The organism is Vibrio sp. THAF190c (assembly GCF_009363355.1).
In the GTDB taxonomy this organism is placed as follows: domain Bacteria; phylum Pseudomonadota; class Gammaproteobacteria; order Enterobacterales; family Vibrionaceae; genus Vibrio; species Vibrio fortis_A.
The window spans coordinates 14,900-28,468 of sequence record NZ_CP045342.1 but is presented as its reverse complement, the minus strand read 5'-3'; the positions used below and the strand labels follow the sequence as shown (position 1 = coordinate 28,468).

The following is a 13,569-nucleotide window of genomic DNA, read 5'->3' as shown; positions in this document are numbered from 1 at the left end:
ACGTTTGGCCAGAGGCGATAATTTTTAAAACCTGTACCTCGGAGTCGCTATGATAACCGCCCAAAAAGATTTACTCACACTACTGACACAAGAGTGTGAGTTGTATTCTTCTATCCCAACTGAAGAGCATCAACGTAAGCGTGACAAGAAACACTTCATCAACGGTTTGATGACGGCCTGCAGAGTGGTAGGTGTCAGTTATGAAGAACTCAATCTCATCGTTGAACAGACCATTAAGCCAATACCAGTTGAAGATTCTGAAGAGCAACTCTCTATTCCTGCCTATATCCGTCAGCAGGTAAAACTCGCACTCTAATTGAATTTTACAGCTAGTCGGTGACGCTCTCACCAAGAGGTCATCTTCGACAGATGTTCTAGCTCTCTCACATGTTCAACTTACTGTACAACTTTTGAGTCTGCGTTTATACTTGTCCCATAAAATGTACATGTGGAGATTAGTATGAGAATCGTATCTTTTACTGAAGCAAGAAACAGTCTTAAGTCTGTATTAGATGGGGTAGTGGACGATGCTGATACCACAGTGATCACTCGTCGCGACTCCGAAGATGCCGTTGTGATGTCTTTAGATTACTACAACAGCTTGATGGAAACGGTGCACTTGCTGCGTTCACCTAAGAACGCGGAGCATTTAAGTCGTTCTATTGAGCAATATCGTGTTGGTAAAACAACGGAGCGAGAGCTAATCGATGAGTAGTAGTCAACGCCTACTCTCATGGACTGATGAGGCGTGGAATGATTACTTATACTGGCAAACTCAAGATAAGAAAACATTAAAGCGCATCAACAAACTCATTAACGATGTAAAGCGTTCGCCTTTTGAAGGCATTGGGAAACCAGAGCCGTTAAAAGAGAACCTATCAGGGTTTTGGTCTAGGCGGATTGATGAAACCAATCGATTGGTTTATGCAGTAGATGATCAAGCCATCACGGTGATTTCTTGTCGCTACCATTACTAGCCGTATTAAGAACGCTGTTAATCCATCTTTAATCTTGAAAGCGCAACACCAGGCATTTAACCGGGCGTTGCGTTTTTTGTTTCAATACAATGGTTGAGGTAACGCCGCTTATTGATAGCCCAAAGTCCTATACGTTTGAGTGTGTCTATGAGGAGACGTGTATCTGCATTCTGAGAACAAAATCACAGTGGTAAATCAAAGTGATTGTTAGGGTCTGCCTTGAGGGCAGAAGCTGGTCTAGCTGGAGCCTCAAGAGTGAGCTCATTGAGCTGATTTTCACTTGGACTCAGTAAGATTATCGCTCTAACGTTGTTCACTACCTACAGTAAAAAACATGTTTGAAAACTACCTAAATACGATTAAATCCTTTGAACGAAACACCAGTGATAAGTCACTGCCAGCGCCCCTTTTAATGGAAGAGAGCTGTGATTTATCGGTTTACTATGCTCCGTTTGATCACATCAACACTAAAGCGAAGATTGTCATATGTGGCATCACGCCTGGGCATCAGCAAGCTGAACTTGCATTAGAGGAAGCGTGCCAGCAGCTAAAACGTGGCGCGTCGAGTGAGGAAGCAAAAAGAACGGCTAAGAATACGGCCAGTTTTGGTGGGCCAATGCGCTCTAACTTAGTTCGCCTACTCGATTTTGTGGGGATTGATGAACTCTTGGGACTCTCATCAACATCCGAACTCTTTGGCGGAAGTAGCCACTTAGTTCACTATACATCAGCGTTAAGGTACCCAGTGTTTAAATCTGGGAAAAACTACAGCGGTACGCCATCGATGGTATCGAATCCTCTACTACGCAAGCAGATAGAGAACTACCTGATCCCAGAACTTGCGTGTTTAGGAGAACGGGTTATTTATGTACCACTGGGACCAAAGGTGGAAGAAGCTTTAAACCTGTGCGCAAGACAGGGCGTGATTCGACAAGAGCAAATATTAAGTGGGCTACCGCATCCTTCGGGAGCCAATGCCGAAAGGATCTCATATTTCTTGAATGAGAAAGCAAGAGAGGATCTTTCAGTAAAAACCAACCCTGAAAAAATCGATGTCGCTAAGACGGCATTGTTGGCGCAAGTTGCGAAGCTTAAAGTGTCCAATGCTATTTAAGCTAGACCTAGTCTGAGAAGGTGCCCTTTAGAATCAGCTGGTTACCTTGTAACACCTACACTTAACCGTTTTGGTTTATTTAGGAAGTACTCGCTGTAATGCTACCTTAATCGGTAGTGCTTAACTGAAGTTGATACCATGCAGCAGACGCTGGAGCCTTGAGCATTCAACAACATACATTGAGTTTACTTGGGTGGCCGCTTTTAAGCTTGGGTAGAATTTAATTTTGCTCAACACGAGAGGGCAGTGTGATGATGACAGGTGCGATGATTTATATTGGTTTATGTGTAGGCTTTGTCTGTTTGCTTGCCGTTGTCGGATGGGGCCTTGTTTGCCGATTCTGTAAGAAGCATGGTATTGAGTAGCCAAAAAGACGAACCAATGTACTTTTTCTGTAGAGGTTCATCCTTGTGCGGCAGGATGCAATAGAGGTGCAGGGTGCCCCTCTATTACATCAAAGAAACTGACCGTCTTTCTTAAGACAAGGTCGAACTCAGTTGCGCGAGTTATATTATCGACAAGAACTGCCTTTAAATGAGTTTCTTAATTACCTTCTATCGCTATTTCACGCTCGTTGTGTGCGAAGGCTGCAAGGCTTGCAAATCCCGCCGCGACATGGCCATTTTTCGTTCCTATCAAGTGTTCAGAGGTTGATTGGTCAATGGCAACGGTTTTTTCCGCTGCGGCCTTCGTGGTGTTTGCTGTGGCATTGCTAATGCTATCGCGCCCACAACCCACTAATGTTGCAAACACAACCGATATCAATATCAGCTTTTTCATTGTTCAACTTATACGATGCTAAAAAGTGTAGCTAACGCCAACGTTGCCCATCACTGACGTGGTGCTCGCAAGGATAGGGCTCTCTTCTATTTCAGAATCGAGGTTTTCGTAACGAACACCGCCAGTTACACGCAGGTTTTTAGATAGGTACATGTACCCAGACAAACCAACGAAGTAACGACCGCTCCAGTTGGGGGTAAATTCATCGAAGCGAGTTTTTGCGGCCTCTGCGGCTGATACGCCATATAGGTGCTCATTTAGCTTGTCACTATTGAATGAATAACCAATCGCAGGGATTAAGCCGATCGGACCCATAGGAATGTGATAGCTCACTCTGGTTTCTGCATACATGCCGTTATGAACGGAACCAATATCAGTACCTGCACCAATACGAAATTGCGCATTGCCAGATGTTAGAACGTAGGCAACACCACCCATAAACGAAGAATCACGGTCATCGAGCTTTTTAACGTCGGCATCATCGGATTCGCTCGCGTCGAGAGTTCGTGGATCGTATGCCACAAAAAGTACGATGTTACTCATAGAGCCCTTCGGCATGAGTCTGTATCCCGCTTCAACCCCCTCCACAAAAAGGTGCCCGTTGTCGTAGCTGAACAGAGGGAATGGCGTCACTTCTGTGTCTCCGCCTTTGTACACATTAGGTGAGTAAGTTGCAGTCAGGCCTAGGCCGACTTCTGCATGGGTGAGCGGCGATAGTGCCAGTGCGAACAACGATAGTGCGGTAGTTAACTTTTTCATGATCTTCCAAATAAATAGAGGGTGCCATATTTTTTTGTGACAAAAGAAAATCCAATAAAGCTTGTTTCTATTGTCTTATAGCGTCTGTATAGGTATTTTTACCCATCAAATAAAGGATGCTGTCCGTATCTTATCATTGTGGTCGGAAAATGCACTAAAAACATAACAGGTGTCCATTGATTCACGTCATACGGCACTAGCTATCTAATCGTTTTCTGGAAGAAGAAGTCGTTCTTCTTAGTACCCTTCATAAAGAACCATAAAATCAGAGGCCTACACTATGGAACAACAGATTATCGAACTCATCACTGAAAGGCTGACAGGACTTGATGGCATTCACGTCGAAGTTATTAACCAAGATTCGCCGCGTATTGGGCATTTCATCATGGTTGGATTTAAGCGCACTGATACAGAACTGGTTTGTCGGTGGTACAAGCTCGGAAAATATTTTGATTGCTGGTATAGACGCAAAAAAGGTGGGCACTGCAGAAGCAGACCTTACAATAGCGATACACTGTATCGTGTCGAAAATCTCCAATCAGCAAACAAGTTGTGTCAACTAATTGCCTTAGGCCAAGAGTTAGCAATTAATGGCCAATATAACAATGAATAGCGAGAAAAATCTCAACTATTATTTGGATTTAGAACATGAAATTTTCAATGATTTCTGTTGGTTACTGACTTTAAGTTATATGATGTCTCTATTCTTTTACCAACCTATCGATGATCATCTCACCCTTCTTAAAGGCCTATCCTAATAGTAAGAATATCGCGTTATTTTATTCACGAAACATCAGAAAAAGCGGCTCCGATGCGATTGTAGTAGAGAAGTAACGGTTGTTTTTTCTTCATCGATTCTCGACGTTTGAGTGTCTGTAGGTGCTCGTTCTCTTGACCTCAATTATCACCTTAATAAGTATATTGGCCTTTATTTTTTTGGTAAATAAGTTCTCTAAATTGATTTAGATTCAATTGTTATTTGGTTTTTTTGGTTTAAGTGTCTAATTTATATGCGTTATTTTGTTTTTTTATTATTGTTCTTTCATTGTTAAATTTGAATTAATGAGTTTAACTTTTCCGCAATAAGGGTTGGATGTATAGTTTTAAGTGTGTAGCATAGACATACAAAAGGAGATTGATATGCCAAGAGTTAGCCAAGCTGTTGCCAAGCAAACACGCCAAAATATTATCGATGCATCGATTAAAATTATTGTTCTGGAAGGCCGAGATAAGATGACGTTTTCTCACATAGCTAAGAAAGCCAACATCAGTCGTTCTGGGATTAATTGCCATTTCAAACGTAAGGAAGATCTGCTGCGAGAGATCAAATCTTCGTTGTTTGAGAGAGTTCATCAAGCACTCGATTTTTCTAGCGCAAATGCTTTTTATCAATCTTGGAAAAGTGCAGTAGATGAAGACAGAATGTTTAGAAATCTCATCACTAATTTGGATGACGTATTCAATGGTAAAGAAGGTGTAGAAAGCCTTGCTGAGCTGATTCAAGGTAATGAAAAGGATATACAAAACGCGATTTATATGGCGATTGGCTACGCTGTTATCAATGTCTAGTCTCCACTCTTGAGTTTACTAGTGATGGTTGTGTTACGCTGTAACTTTTAGCTGAAGTGTTAGGTTGAAAAATACTCTGCTGTTAAAGCTCTTGCCGCAGTAGAGCTGCTTTCTAGGTTGTGAGAACAGTACTAAAGCCATTAGCTCAAGCCTAGGAACAGGCTCTTCATACTATTCGAGCTGCTCTATTCGCTCAAAAGTGAAGTGGCATTGGGTGGTCAGACGGCATTGTCACTCTAATTCGAACTGTAAAATGGATCATGTTCACCGCCGATAAAGAGTAGCTGGTAATTTCATTGAGATATTAACCCTTCAGAATAAAATTAAACCTTAAATGTGGTAATTTTCACTTTCAGGGTTTAATTTTTGTTTTTAGTGCTCTATAGTATCTACAGGCGATTTAGGCACTAAGGACACCTCATGACCACCATCATCGATTCATTGGAACTCGTATGCGAACGCATGCAGCAAGAGCAAGCCGATCTCAAGGCTGTGATTAAAGAACGCATGCAAATCAGAGTAACTGACACTGAAGTTGAAGGCAGTGTTGACCGTTTGATCTACAACCATTCATTGAAGAAAAAAGAGCTTCAAGAGTTGTTTGGTCTATCGCGTGTGACGTTCAATACTCGGATCGATGAAGCAACAGAGCAGGGCGTGATTGGTGCACCTATCATTCAAGGCCGCACCCATCTTTATAACCGCTTTGATGTGGCGAGCATGATGGATTTTATGGACTTTCCAAAGTACAACCAACGCTTCGAACCAACAACAGTGGTAGTCGAGAACCATAAAGGTGGCACCGGCAAGTCGACAACCACGGTTACCTTAGCGACCGCTGCGGCCCTAGACCTTAACCTCAATGCGCGTTGCCTAGTGATCGATTTAGACCCACAAGGTTCAACGGGCCAAAACCTCATCCATCAAGCCGATGATGAGTCGGTGTACATGACAGCTGTCGACATTGCACTGGCCGATTTGGAGCCTGAAGGCGACTTTTCTCAGTACCTTAACGACTTTAGCTATGACGAACTGGTTAAAGCGATTCCATTCAAGACCCACCTACCAAACCTTGATGTGATTCCGGCGTTCCCGTCAGACGAACGTTTTGTTGACAGCTACTGGGGACAAGATGAAGCCGGCCAACAACAGTTGGTGAGTGTGCTGCGTGAAAAAATCCTTCCGGTACTGAAAGAAGAATACGACCTGATCTTTATTGATACGCCACCTCAGAACTCACCAATTCTATGGGCTGTGAATGAAGCAGCTGATGCCGTGCTTATTCCAGTAACCCCACGTGAGTTCGACTTTGCGTCTACCAGTAATTACATGGCGACCATGCCGGGTACGTTCAGAGCGCTGCCATCGCAAGGTGAAAACCTGAAGTGGGCGAAGCTTCTTCCGGTGAACTTTGATGAGAAGAGCGCTCATGAGGTGAAAGTCTTCGACAAGCTACTGCGTGCAGCGCAGGGACATTTGCTGTCAACTGCTATTCGCCACTCTGAAGCATTTGTTGCTGCTGCAGAAAGTAATCGAACCGTACTGGATATCCGAAAATCAGAGCAAATCTGCAGTGGTAAACAGTTCGATTTAGCGATGACGTCTGTTAATGCCGTCTATCACCAGTTCATCACCGAAATTAAGCAACTAGCAGCGAAGGGGCTATAACATGTTACGACCACAAGATAAGCGCACCGGTTTTAACCAAGGCAATCAACTGGGAAAACGTACAAAGTCTGAAAGCCCAAAGAAAGTCTTCACCTTCGCCAGCGGAAAAACGGCAATGGCCGAACGCGTGATCGTCAAAGCTGATGAGTTAGAAAGCAAAACGGCGATTCACCCACTTAACCCTCGTCGCCAAGAATCACTCACATTAGATTCCGTGCGTGATATTTTACCGAGCATCCAAGAAGAGGGCGTACACACTGAAGGTGTCGCCACCAAAGACGAGCAGGGCGCTTATCAGTTGCTCGACAGTTCGCGCCGACGCTTCACCTGTGTTCACGCTAAAAAAGACTTACCATTGTGGGTGATTGAAGGAAACGTAGATCAAGACGACCTCATCGCTTTTATTGGTACGACTCAGTCGGTCAAGCGTCTTTCTTATCGAGAGTTAGGTGCGGACTACGCAAGCATTATGCAAGAGCAAGGCTTCACTAAGATTGATGAACTTGCAGCGCACCTAAACATAGGTCGTGAAACGTGTCGTAAGCGCTTCACTGCAGCAACAATTGACCAACGCATGATTGAGGTATTCCCAGATTGTGAGGGTATCCCAAACGGTTACTACGCCAAGCTTGCTAAAGCTGAAAAGCAGCTAGCAAAAGAAAATACACCAATTACACACTTTATCCGCTCACTTAAGTTCAACTTAGACGATGCAGAAAATGTGGAAGACAAACAGAAGCTCGTTTTAGCCGCGATAGAGGCGAAACTTACCAAGAAAGAAGCGAAGGTTTCTTGGAAAACCGAGTCTATAGCGAAGTTTGAGGACAAGAACCAGTACGCCAAAGTTTCTCGTAGCAGCGACAAACGCGGACTGAAGATTGAGCTGAGTCGTTTACCCACAGAGATGTACGATGAAATCGTCCAGTTCATCTCTGACAAGGTTAACCAAAAGTAACATGAGCCTCGCTATAACGCGGGGCTTTTTTATTGCCATTAACTCTAAGAAATAGTGGTCTTCGTCCTTAAAAATCTTGTTGGGTTTGTTATCATCTGCCTCCCTAAAATTTCAGATGATCCAAACTAGGCAAATAACAATGTTTAATAAGAAAATGCTCGCCACTTCGCTAACAGCAATAATGTTGACAGCATGCGGCGGAGGTAGCGGCTCTGGCGGCTCGGATGGAACGTCAGTATCCATTCAAGGAAAAGCGATTGATGGCTATATTCAGGGTGCAACCGTCTTTCTCGATCTCGACTTTGATAAGGTATTAGACTCGAACGAGCCACATATTGTCACTGTAGATGAGGGTGACTTTGAGCTTGTTGTTGGCCCAGACATTAAAGAGTGCGTTAAGTATGTGCCCGTGGTCGTTGACGTTCCCATTGGGGCGATTGACCTAGATAAACCAGAAGAGCCGATACAAGAAGCCTACCAAATGGTAATCCCACCTGAGTTTGCACTCACCACTGATAGCGACCTCAAAAATGTCACACCACTCACATCCGTGATCTGGAGTGAGGTTGAAAGCGAACTGCGGACTGTTACCCAGCAACCTCTATCTTGCCAAACCTTAATCAAAGGTGAAGCACTTCGTAAAGACATTGCACAGCGCTTACGTGACCAAGAAGTTCAAATGCACACACGTTACAACATCACTGCAGAACGGCTTTATGGCGATTACATTGATACCAATGACACAGAAGCGCATACCTTGGCCAAGCGTCTTATTCCTGGTCTACAAAAGACTTACAAAGAGACCAAGGCGATTCGAGATGAGAACCCAAGCGCGATCGCGTTTGTAGAGTTCTTCCTTGGTGAATACAGCGTAGAAGAAGGCTACGAAGATAAGTGGTACCGACGCCAGTTCATCCAGCCATCTACCGGCAACTACACGAGCAACGTGTGGGAGATGTCAGAAGATTTAGAAACCCGTATTAAGCTGTTCAGCCAAGACCAGTTGGTAACGGTGCAAAGAAATGGCATCAATGTAGAGACGGCTCATGGTTTGATATGGGACTCTCATAGCTCGAATTATCAGTGTGCTTCTGCTGAGGCGCTAGAGAGTCTTGATAAGCCCTATTCTTATGGCATCAATAACACGGTTTACTTGTCTGTAGAGGACTGGAATACCTGTAAAGCTGCTGATTATGAACAAGGTTCTGTCGAACAAACGGTTCTACTTAAAACATTCTCTGGCCAACAAGGGGAACTCACCAATTACTCACACCATACCTACAACAGCGCAACGAGTAGCGGCCTTGAGTACTTGATTGGCGATGAGTCCCTCACAAAAGCAGAGTTAATCGCAGCCATTAAAACCAAAGGGATCAGCCACGATTTCTATGACGAGTCCGATTACGGCACAAGTTATTGGTTCCGAACTCGCAACCAATGGGGGAGCGATCCAACTCAAGTCGTGACCACCCATGACAAAGACGGAAACTGGCAACAATCTCACTATTTCGCCAATGGCACACACAAGAAGCTGTGTGGTCAATCAGAAGAGACATTAGTACCGTGTGAGTAAAAGCCGATTCTGATTATTGATGCTAGCCCCACCATAGAGCGGGGCTTTTTTACACGCTCGATTAAGTTTTTGCTCGAAATATAAAGGATGGGTGTTGTTATTTAATTTTCACAGAGTAGTATACGCCACCTAGTTAACTACCTAGTTACATATAAACTTATAACAACCATGAATAACTCAAAAATGAATAAAACTCTTTTTGCCGTCGCAATGACATCTATTGTTTCAAGTGCTTCAGTATTTGCAGCAGACGATGTAAAACATGAGCCCGCAAAATTGTATGTATCTGTTGGAAAAATTGACCAAACCGCAGACGAATACATCCCAGAACCAGCAGGTTTTGAATTAACGTTTGGCGGTGATATTAATGATTACCTAGGGGTATCTTTATCGTTTGCGAAAGCTGACGAAACATACAATACAGTGCTTGCCGAGACTACGACGTTTGGTATCAACGTTGATTTAGGTAAAAAATTCGATGTGAATGAAGATTTTCAAATCAAGCCATACGGCCTAGTTGGTATCAAAGAGACGGAATTTACACTCTCTAATAGCTATGCTGAAGCTTCAGATAGCAGTGCTTACATGGGATTTGGCTTAGGTGTGCGAGCGACTTTTAAACAAGCGTTAGTCATTGGCTTTGAATATGTTTCTAACTCAGCAAGTGACGATTATTTCCCCGACTATGACCAAACGAAGTGGTTTGTCGGATATCAGTTCTAATCAAATGTATAACAAAGTAAAGGGCTCTTAGAGCCCTTTTTGTTTGATTGAGCCCAATCACCTCTTCTTTCATTAAGGGGTGTTAGCCTTTATTTTATTTCTGGTTGTTGTTATATTCTTGAATTAGTGCCAGTCAACTTTGCGGGTTGTTAAGGAGATTACTATTTTTCATCTAGATACAAAGTGCACAAGCACACTGTGGGTGCTTGATGAGATAGAAGAGAAACATGTGATGGATACACAAAATAGCGACCTATCGCAATGCATCTTGGATTGCTATGTAATTGGGTATTATCACGACGCAATGTTCGGAAGAATGCCTATTGTTGCATTCATTGATGAGGGAAATGAAAAAGAAGGATTGATGGCCCCTGACCACATTACACAGCGCAGTATCATGGCGTGTTACAAAGCAGGAACCTATGATTGCCTGCCATTGAAAATAAAAAACATGATCCAAAAATATGAGCAAAAATGTGGAATGGAACAATAATCACTCTACAACAATGAGTAGAAGTGATATTGCACAATTCATATGATTAAAAACCGTTAAAACAATCAATTATGTATGTGTTGTTATGCATGAAACCTTACTCAGAAAGCTGATAAAAAGAGGGAGCTGTCGCCTTTCATAGGAATCCAAATGAGTTCGTGGTTGTTGTCTATTCTCATTTGGTGTTTGCGTGCCGAGGCATAAGAGTAAAGTAATAAAAATAAGCAGTGACTATGAACCAAGATGTCAATCTAAGCAGTAAGTCGATTATAGGTGAAATCCGATACAAAGTTCTTCATTACGGGTACCTATGGGTTATTGTCACTCAAGCATTGCTATGCATGACGGTCGGTTACTATATTGTCGCCGATCCTCGCAGTGTCTCTCCTGAGTATTTCTCAACACTGGCAATAAGCGCAACTCTCTTGCTAGTCAGTTGTGGCGTTTTTTTCCTGAACAAACCAGCGCGTTACTATGACGTTTTACTCTCCACTTACGCTTTACTTATTAGTATCAGTGCTATTCTCTTAACCCATATTACGGCGTCGGCTTTTTTGTCTCCTGATGATGGCAAAAAAATCTTATTGATTTTATTTCTTATCATGTTGATGAGCTGGAACGCGAATCGAGTTGTATTAGCGACGGGGACGTTGCCTATTGTCTGCTTTTATATCTATTTAACCTCGATTCGACCAAATGTAATCATGTTAGATATTTTAATTAGCGCGATGAAGTTTCCCATTTTATCGATGGCTTTCTATTCTATGTCGAATAAGTTCTTTGAGCTTTTTGAGTCGAAGTTTATAGAAAATTTTAACCAAATTCATAGGCTTGAAAGGGTATCTTATGTTGATGAACTCACTCGAATTAAAAACCGAAAAGGCTTTAATTCGGCTCTTAGAATAGCGATTGATTCAGCCCGCCGTTCAAAGTCGACACTCGCGATCGTGATACTAGATATCGATTTTTTCAAACAGTACAATGATACAAAAGGACACCCTGCCGGGGACTTATGTCTTAGGAATGTCGCCGCAATTCTACGTTCTCAATGTAAGCGTAAAATCGACAGCGTGTGTCGTATTGGTGGAGAGGAGTTTGCACTCATTATGCCGGCAACGTCCGCCCATCAGGCAGCTAGTGTTGTGGATAATATTCGAACTGCATTGGCCAAAACGGCCATTGAGCATCCCAAATCATCGATATCAAAACACGTGACGGTGAGTATAGGTATTGCTGAATTCGGGGATAAAGATGACTTTGAATCGCTTTATCAACGTGCGGACAAAGCGATGTATAAAGCGAAAGTAGCGGGACGAAACCAGTACATTGTTTGCCTTGAAGAATGCGCATATTGTCATTCAAATTCGGGCGTAAAAACCGTTTGAGCCAATCTTTCGAAAGTGAAAGATAAGCACCCACGTAAGAGGGGCTTTTTTAATCGGCAAACTTGAAATTGTTTTTACCATGCTTCTTCACATCGTACATAGCTAGATCCGCTTTTGATATTGCATCTTCCGTACTGATTGATGGTGCTTTTTTGCAAATACCAATTGATACCGTAACGTTGAACTTTATTCCTTCGTGAACGAATTCGTGAGCAGATATTTCGGTCATTATGTCCCCCACAATGCTGATAACTCTCTCCTTCGAGTTTATACCTTTCAGAAAGAGAACAAACTCTTCACCACCAAATCTAAACAGCATATCGGTCTTTCGACATTTCGACTTTATCAGTTCGCACACTTGCCAAATGACATTGTCGCCACATGTGTGTCCATAGGTATCATTGATATTTTTAAAGTCATCCACGTCAAACAGTAAAACATATCCATTATCAATCAGGCGATCTTTGCTCTTCAGGTAGTAGTTTTTGTTGTAAGCACCAGAAAGGGAATCAACGTTAAGAGCTTCTGTTAACTTTTTGTCGAACCCCTTAAACCACATGATGACAGGGATGACAAATATGACCAAAAACGCGAGGTATCTTATTAAGAACCATGTGATGTCGATGGATATCACTTTTACACCATATAGGTCGCCTTCCTTGTAACCGTAACCCGTTTTTTTACCGTAGTGACGATGTTGCTGGGCTGAGGCATTCTCTACTTTACCGTGACAACTAAGGCAGCTTTCTTTCACGTAAATTGGGTCATACCTGATCAGGTATATATGGTCTATATCGCTTGAAAATCCATATTGCGCGACGGATTTTTTTGCACCCATGATTATCTTTTTTTCATGGTCGTTAGCTAAGTTTTGCCGATTAGACGGGTTATTACTGACTTCTCGGTACTTCATATTGACCGACAAGTCATTGAGCTCTTTCATTACATGTACGGCTGCAAAACTGGGCACGTTATAGGGAAAGTCTTGCGCTGCTGAAAGATTCAATTTTGAGGTGTAATTTCTGATTGCCTGAGAAAATTCAGCCATGCTATCTATTCTGCTAACGGCAGATACATTGAAATCAAGCACCGCTAATCCAATTACTGACGATGCTAATGCGATGTAAACGAAAGCTTTCATAAATTATATTCTTAGTGTTTATATACGGTAAATAATAAAGAATATTTCCTTATTTTAGAAGTATATGTCTCTTATTTTTGAGATTTTTGGGCAAAAGAATACACAAGTGATTGAAATGTCAATAGAGCTTGTGGTTGGGCTGGTTGTTTGACGAATACACCGATCGAACACGCGACTTTTACTGTCTTATTCATTCAAAATCATTGCAGCAAAGCTGTGAGCCCATGTTAGCTATGTGACTAAATTGATATGTATCTATATGATTAAATTAAACAAAGTTTGATAAGGTAGCTATGTGAGGCCTTGACATGGTCGAGTTGATCTGTTTTTCCGGTACTAGCAAAAGCTATCGAGAAATAATGTGTTTGTTACCTTTCTAAACCAAGGTAGAGTTAAACCTAGATACTCACAGCGCATCGGATTTCTTGAACT

The 13,569-nt window shown here is 42.5% G+C and carries 15 protein-coding genes; 12 read left to right on the top strand and 3 right to left on the bottom strand.

Annotated elements, in window-relative coordinates:
* The first annotated feature begins 49 nt into the window (after positions 1 to 49).
* The 4 genes from FIV04_RS26275 (at position 50) to FIV04_RS26260 (ending at position 2,091) form a co-directional block, all read left to right on the top strand.
* Positions 50 to 316 (top strand): hypothetical protein, encoded by a 267-nt coding sequence (locus FIV04_RS26275; protein WP_152471362.1) that lies wholly within the window; start codon positions 50 to 52, stop codon positions 314 to 316.
* A 144-nt stretch (positions 317 to 460) separates the two neighbouring features.
* On the top strand, positions 461 to 715 hold the full coding sequence (locus tag FIV04_RS26270) for a type II toxin-antitoxin system Phd/YefM family antitoxin (RefSeq protein ID WP_152471361.1): 255 nt from the start codon (positions 461 to 463) through the stop codon (positions 713 to 715).
* On the top strand, positions 708 to 977 hold the full coding sequence (locus FIV04_RS26265; RefSeq protein WP_152471360.1) for a Txe/YoeB family addiction module toxin: 270 nt from the start codon (positions 708 to 710) through the stop codon (positions 975 to 977). Before FIV04_RS26270 ends, FIV04_RS26265 begins: the two co-directional genes overlap by 8 nt.
* A 334-nt stretch (positions 978 to 1,311) precedes the next feature.
* On the top strand, positions 1,312 to 2,091 hold the full coding sequence (locus FIV04_RS26260; protein WP_152471359.1) for a hypothetical protein: 780 nt from the start codon (positions 1,312 to 1,314) through the stop codon (positions 2,089 to 2,091).
* A 543-nt stretch (positions 2,092 to 2,634) separates the two neighbouring features.
* On the opposite strand, the gene FIV04_RS26255 is transcribed toward FIV04_RS26260, so the two are convergent.
* Positions 2,635 to 2,871 (bottom strand): hypothetical protein, encoded by a 237-nt coding sequence (locus FIV04_RS26255; RefSeq protein WP_152471358.1) that lies wholly within the window; start codon positions 2,869 to 2,871, stop codon positions 2,635 to 2,637.
* A gap of 18 nt (positions 2,872 to 2,889) precedes the next feature.
* The gene (locus FIV04_RS26250) at positions 2,890 to 3,630 is read right to left on the bottom strand and encodes a MipA/OmpV family protein (RefSeq protein WP_152471357.1); all 741 of its coding nucleotides are present in this window, start codon (positions 3,628 to 3,630) and stop codon (positions 2,890 to 2,892) included.
* Positions 3,631 to 3,910: 280 nt separating this feature from the next.
* On the opposite strand from FIV04_RS26250, the gene FIV04_RS26245 reads away from it, so the two are divergent.
* The 8 genes from FIV04_RS26245 to FIV04_RS26210 all read left to right on the top strand — a co-directional run bounded on the left by FIV04_RS26245 (position 3,911) and on the right by FIV04_RS26210 (position 11,996).
* The gene (locus FIV04_RS26245; protein WP_152471356.1) at positions 3,911 to 4,243 is read left to right on the top strand and encodes a hypothetical protein; all 333 of its coding nucleotides are present in this window, start codon (positions 3,911 to 3,913) and stop codon (positions 4,241 to 4,243) included.
* Positions 4,244 to 4,770: 527 nt separating this feature from the next.
* The gene (locus tag FIV04_RS26240; protein WP_152471355.1) at positions 4,771 to 5,199 is read left to right on the top strand and encodes a TetR/AcrR family transcriptional regulator; all 429 of its coding nucleotides are present in this window, start codon (positions 4,771 to 4,773) and stop codon (positions 5,197 to 5,199) included.
* 420 nt (positions 5,200 to 5,619) lie between these two features.
* Positions 5,620 to 6,867: a ParA family protein gene (locus FIV04_RS26235; RefSeq protein ID WP_152471354.1), complete on the top strand. Its 1,248-nt coding sequence runs from the start codon at positions 5,620 to 5,622 to the stop codon at positions 6,865 to 6,867.
* Between the two features lies 1 nt (position 6,868).
* Positions 6,869 to 7,822, top strand: coding sequence for a ParB family protein (locus FIV04_RS26230; RefSeq protein ID WP_152471353.1), 954 nt, complete (start codon positions 6,869 to 6,871; stop codon positions 7,820 to 7,822).
* Between the two features lie 139 nt (positions 7,823 to 7,961).
* Entirely contained in the window at positions 7,962 to 9,395 is a 1,434-nt protein-coding gene (locus FIV04_RS26225; protein WP_152471352.1) for a hypothetical protein, read from the top strand.
* Between the two features lie 183 nt (positions 9,396 to 9,578).
* On the top strand, positions 9,579 to 10,118 hold the full coding sequence (locus tag FIV04_RS26220) for an outer membrane beta-barrel protein (protein WP_172974344.1): 540 nt from the start codon (positions 9,579 to 9,581) through the stop codon (positions 10,116 to 10,118).
* A gap of 232 nt (positions 10,119 to 10,350) precedes the next feature.
* A complete protein-coding gene (locus FIV04_RS26215; protein WP_152471350.1) occupies positions 10,351 to 10,611 on the top strand; it encodes a hypothetical protein in 261 nt (86 codons plus the stop codon).
* Between the two features lie 233 nt (positions 10,612 to 10,844).
* Positions 10,845 to 11,996 (top strand): GGDEF domain-containing protein, encoded by a 1,152-nt coding sequence (locus tag FIV04_RS26210; RefSeq protein WP_152471349.1) that lies wholly within the window; start codon positions 10,845 to 10,847, stop codon positions 11,994 to 11,996.
* A gap of 49 nt (positions 11,997 to 12,045) precedes the next feature.
* On the opposite strand, the gene FIV04_RS26205 is transcribed toward FIV04_RS26210, so the two are convergent.
* Positions 12,046 to 13,137 carry a diguanylate cyclase gene (locus tag FIV04_RS26205; protein ID WP_152471348.1) on the bottom strand — a complete coding sequence of 364 codons (1,092 nt, stop codon included), beginning with the start codon at positions 13,135 to 13,137 and terminating at the stop codon, positions 12,046 to 12,048.
* Positions 13,138 to 13,569: the final 432 nt, after the last annotated feature.

What these genes read in the sequence shown, in the direction of transcription:
- FIV04_RS26215 (WP_152471350.1), top strand. Translation starts at nt 10,351, where the DNA reads ATGGATACACAAAATAGCGACCTATCGCAATGCATCTTGGATTGCTAT.
- FIV04_RS26235 (WP_152471354.1), top strand. Translation starts at nt 5,620, where the DNA reads ATGACCACCATCATCGATTCATTGGAACTCGTATGCGAACGCATGCAG.
- FIV04_RS26270 (WP_152471361.1), top strand. Translation starts at nt 461, where the DNA reads ATGAGAATCGTATCTTTTACTGAAGCAAGAAACAGTCTTAAGTCTGTA.
- FIV04_RS26225 (WP_152471352.1), top strand. Translation starts at nt 7,962, where the DNA reads ATGTTTAATAAGAAAATGCTCGCCACTTCGCTAACAGCAATAATGTTG.
- FIV04_RS26220 (WP_172974344.1), top strand. Translation starts at nt 9,579, where the DNA reads ATGAATAAAACTCTTTTTGCCGTCGCAATGACATCTATTGTTTCAAGT.
- FIV04_RS26265 (WP_152471360.1), top strand. Translation starts at nt 708, where the DNA reads ATGAGTAGTAGTCAACGCCTACTCTCATGGACTGATGAGGCGTGGAAT.
- FIV04_RS26260 (WP_152471359.1), top strand. Translation starts at nt 1,312, where the DNA reads ATGTTTGAAAACTACCTAAATACGATTAAATCCTTTGAACGAAACACC.
- FIV04_RS26275 (WP_152471362.1), top strand. Translation starts at nt 50, where the DNA reads ATGATAACCGCCCAAAAAGATTTACTCACACTACTGACACAAGAGTGT.
- FIV04_RS26230 (WP_152471353.1), top strand. Translation starts at nt 6,869, where the DNA reads ATGTTACGACCACAAGATAAGCGCACCGGTTTTAACCAAGGCAATCAA.
- FIV04_RS26240 (WP_152471355.1), top strand. Translation starts at nt 4,771, where the DNA reads ATGCCAAGAGTTAGCCAAGCTGTTGCCAAGCAAACACGCCAAAATATT.
- FIV04_RS26210 (WP_152471349.1), top strand. Translation starts at nt 10,845, where the DNA reads ATGAACCAAGATGTCAATCTAAGCAGTAAGTCGATTATAGGTGAAATC.
- FIV04_RS26205 (WP_152471348.1), bottom strand. Translation starts at nt 13,137, where the DNA reads ATGAAAGCTTTCGTTTACATCGCATTAGCATCGTCAGTAATTGGATTA.
- FIV04_RS26250 (WP_152471357.1), bottom strand. Translation starts at nt 3,630, where the DNA reads ATGAAAAAGTTAACTACCGCACTATCGTTGTTCGCACTGGCACTATCG.
- FIV04_RS26255 (WP_152471358.1), bottom strand. Translation starts at nt 2,871, where the DNA reads ATGAAAAAGCTGATATTGATATCGGTTGTGTTTGCAACATTAGTGGGT.
- FIV04_RS26245 (WP_152471356.1), top strand. Translation starts at nt 3,911, where the DNA reads ATGGAACAACAGATTATCGAACTCATCACTGAAAGGCTGACAGGACTT.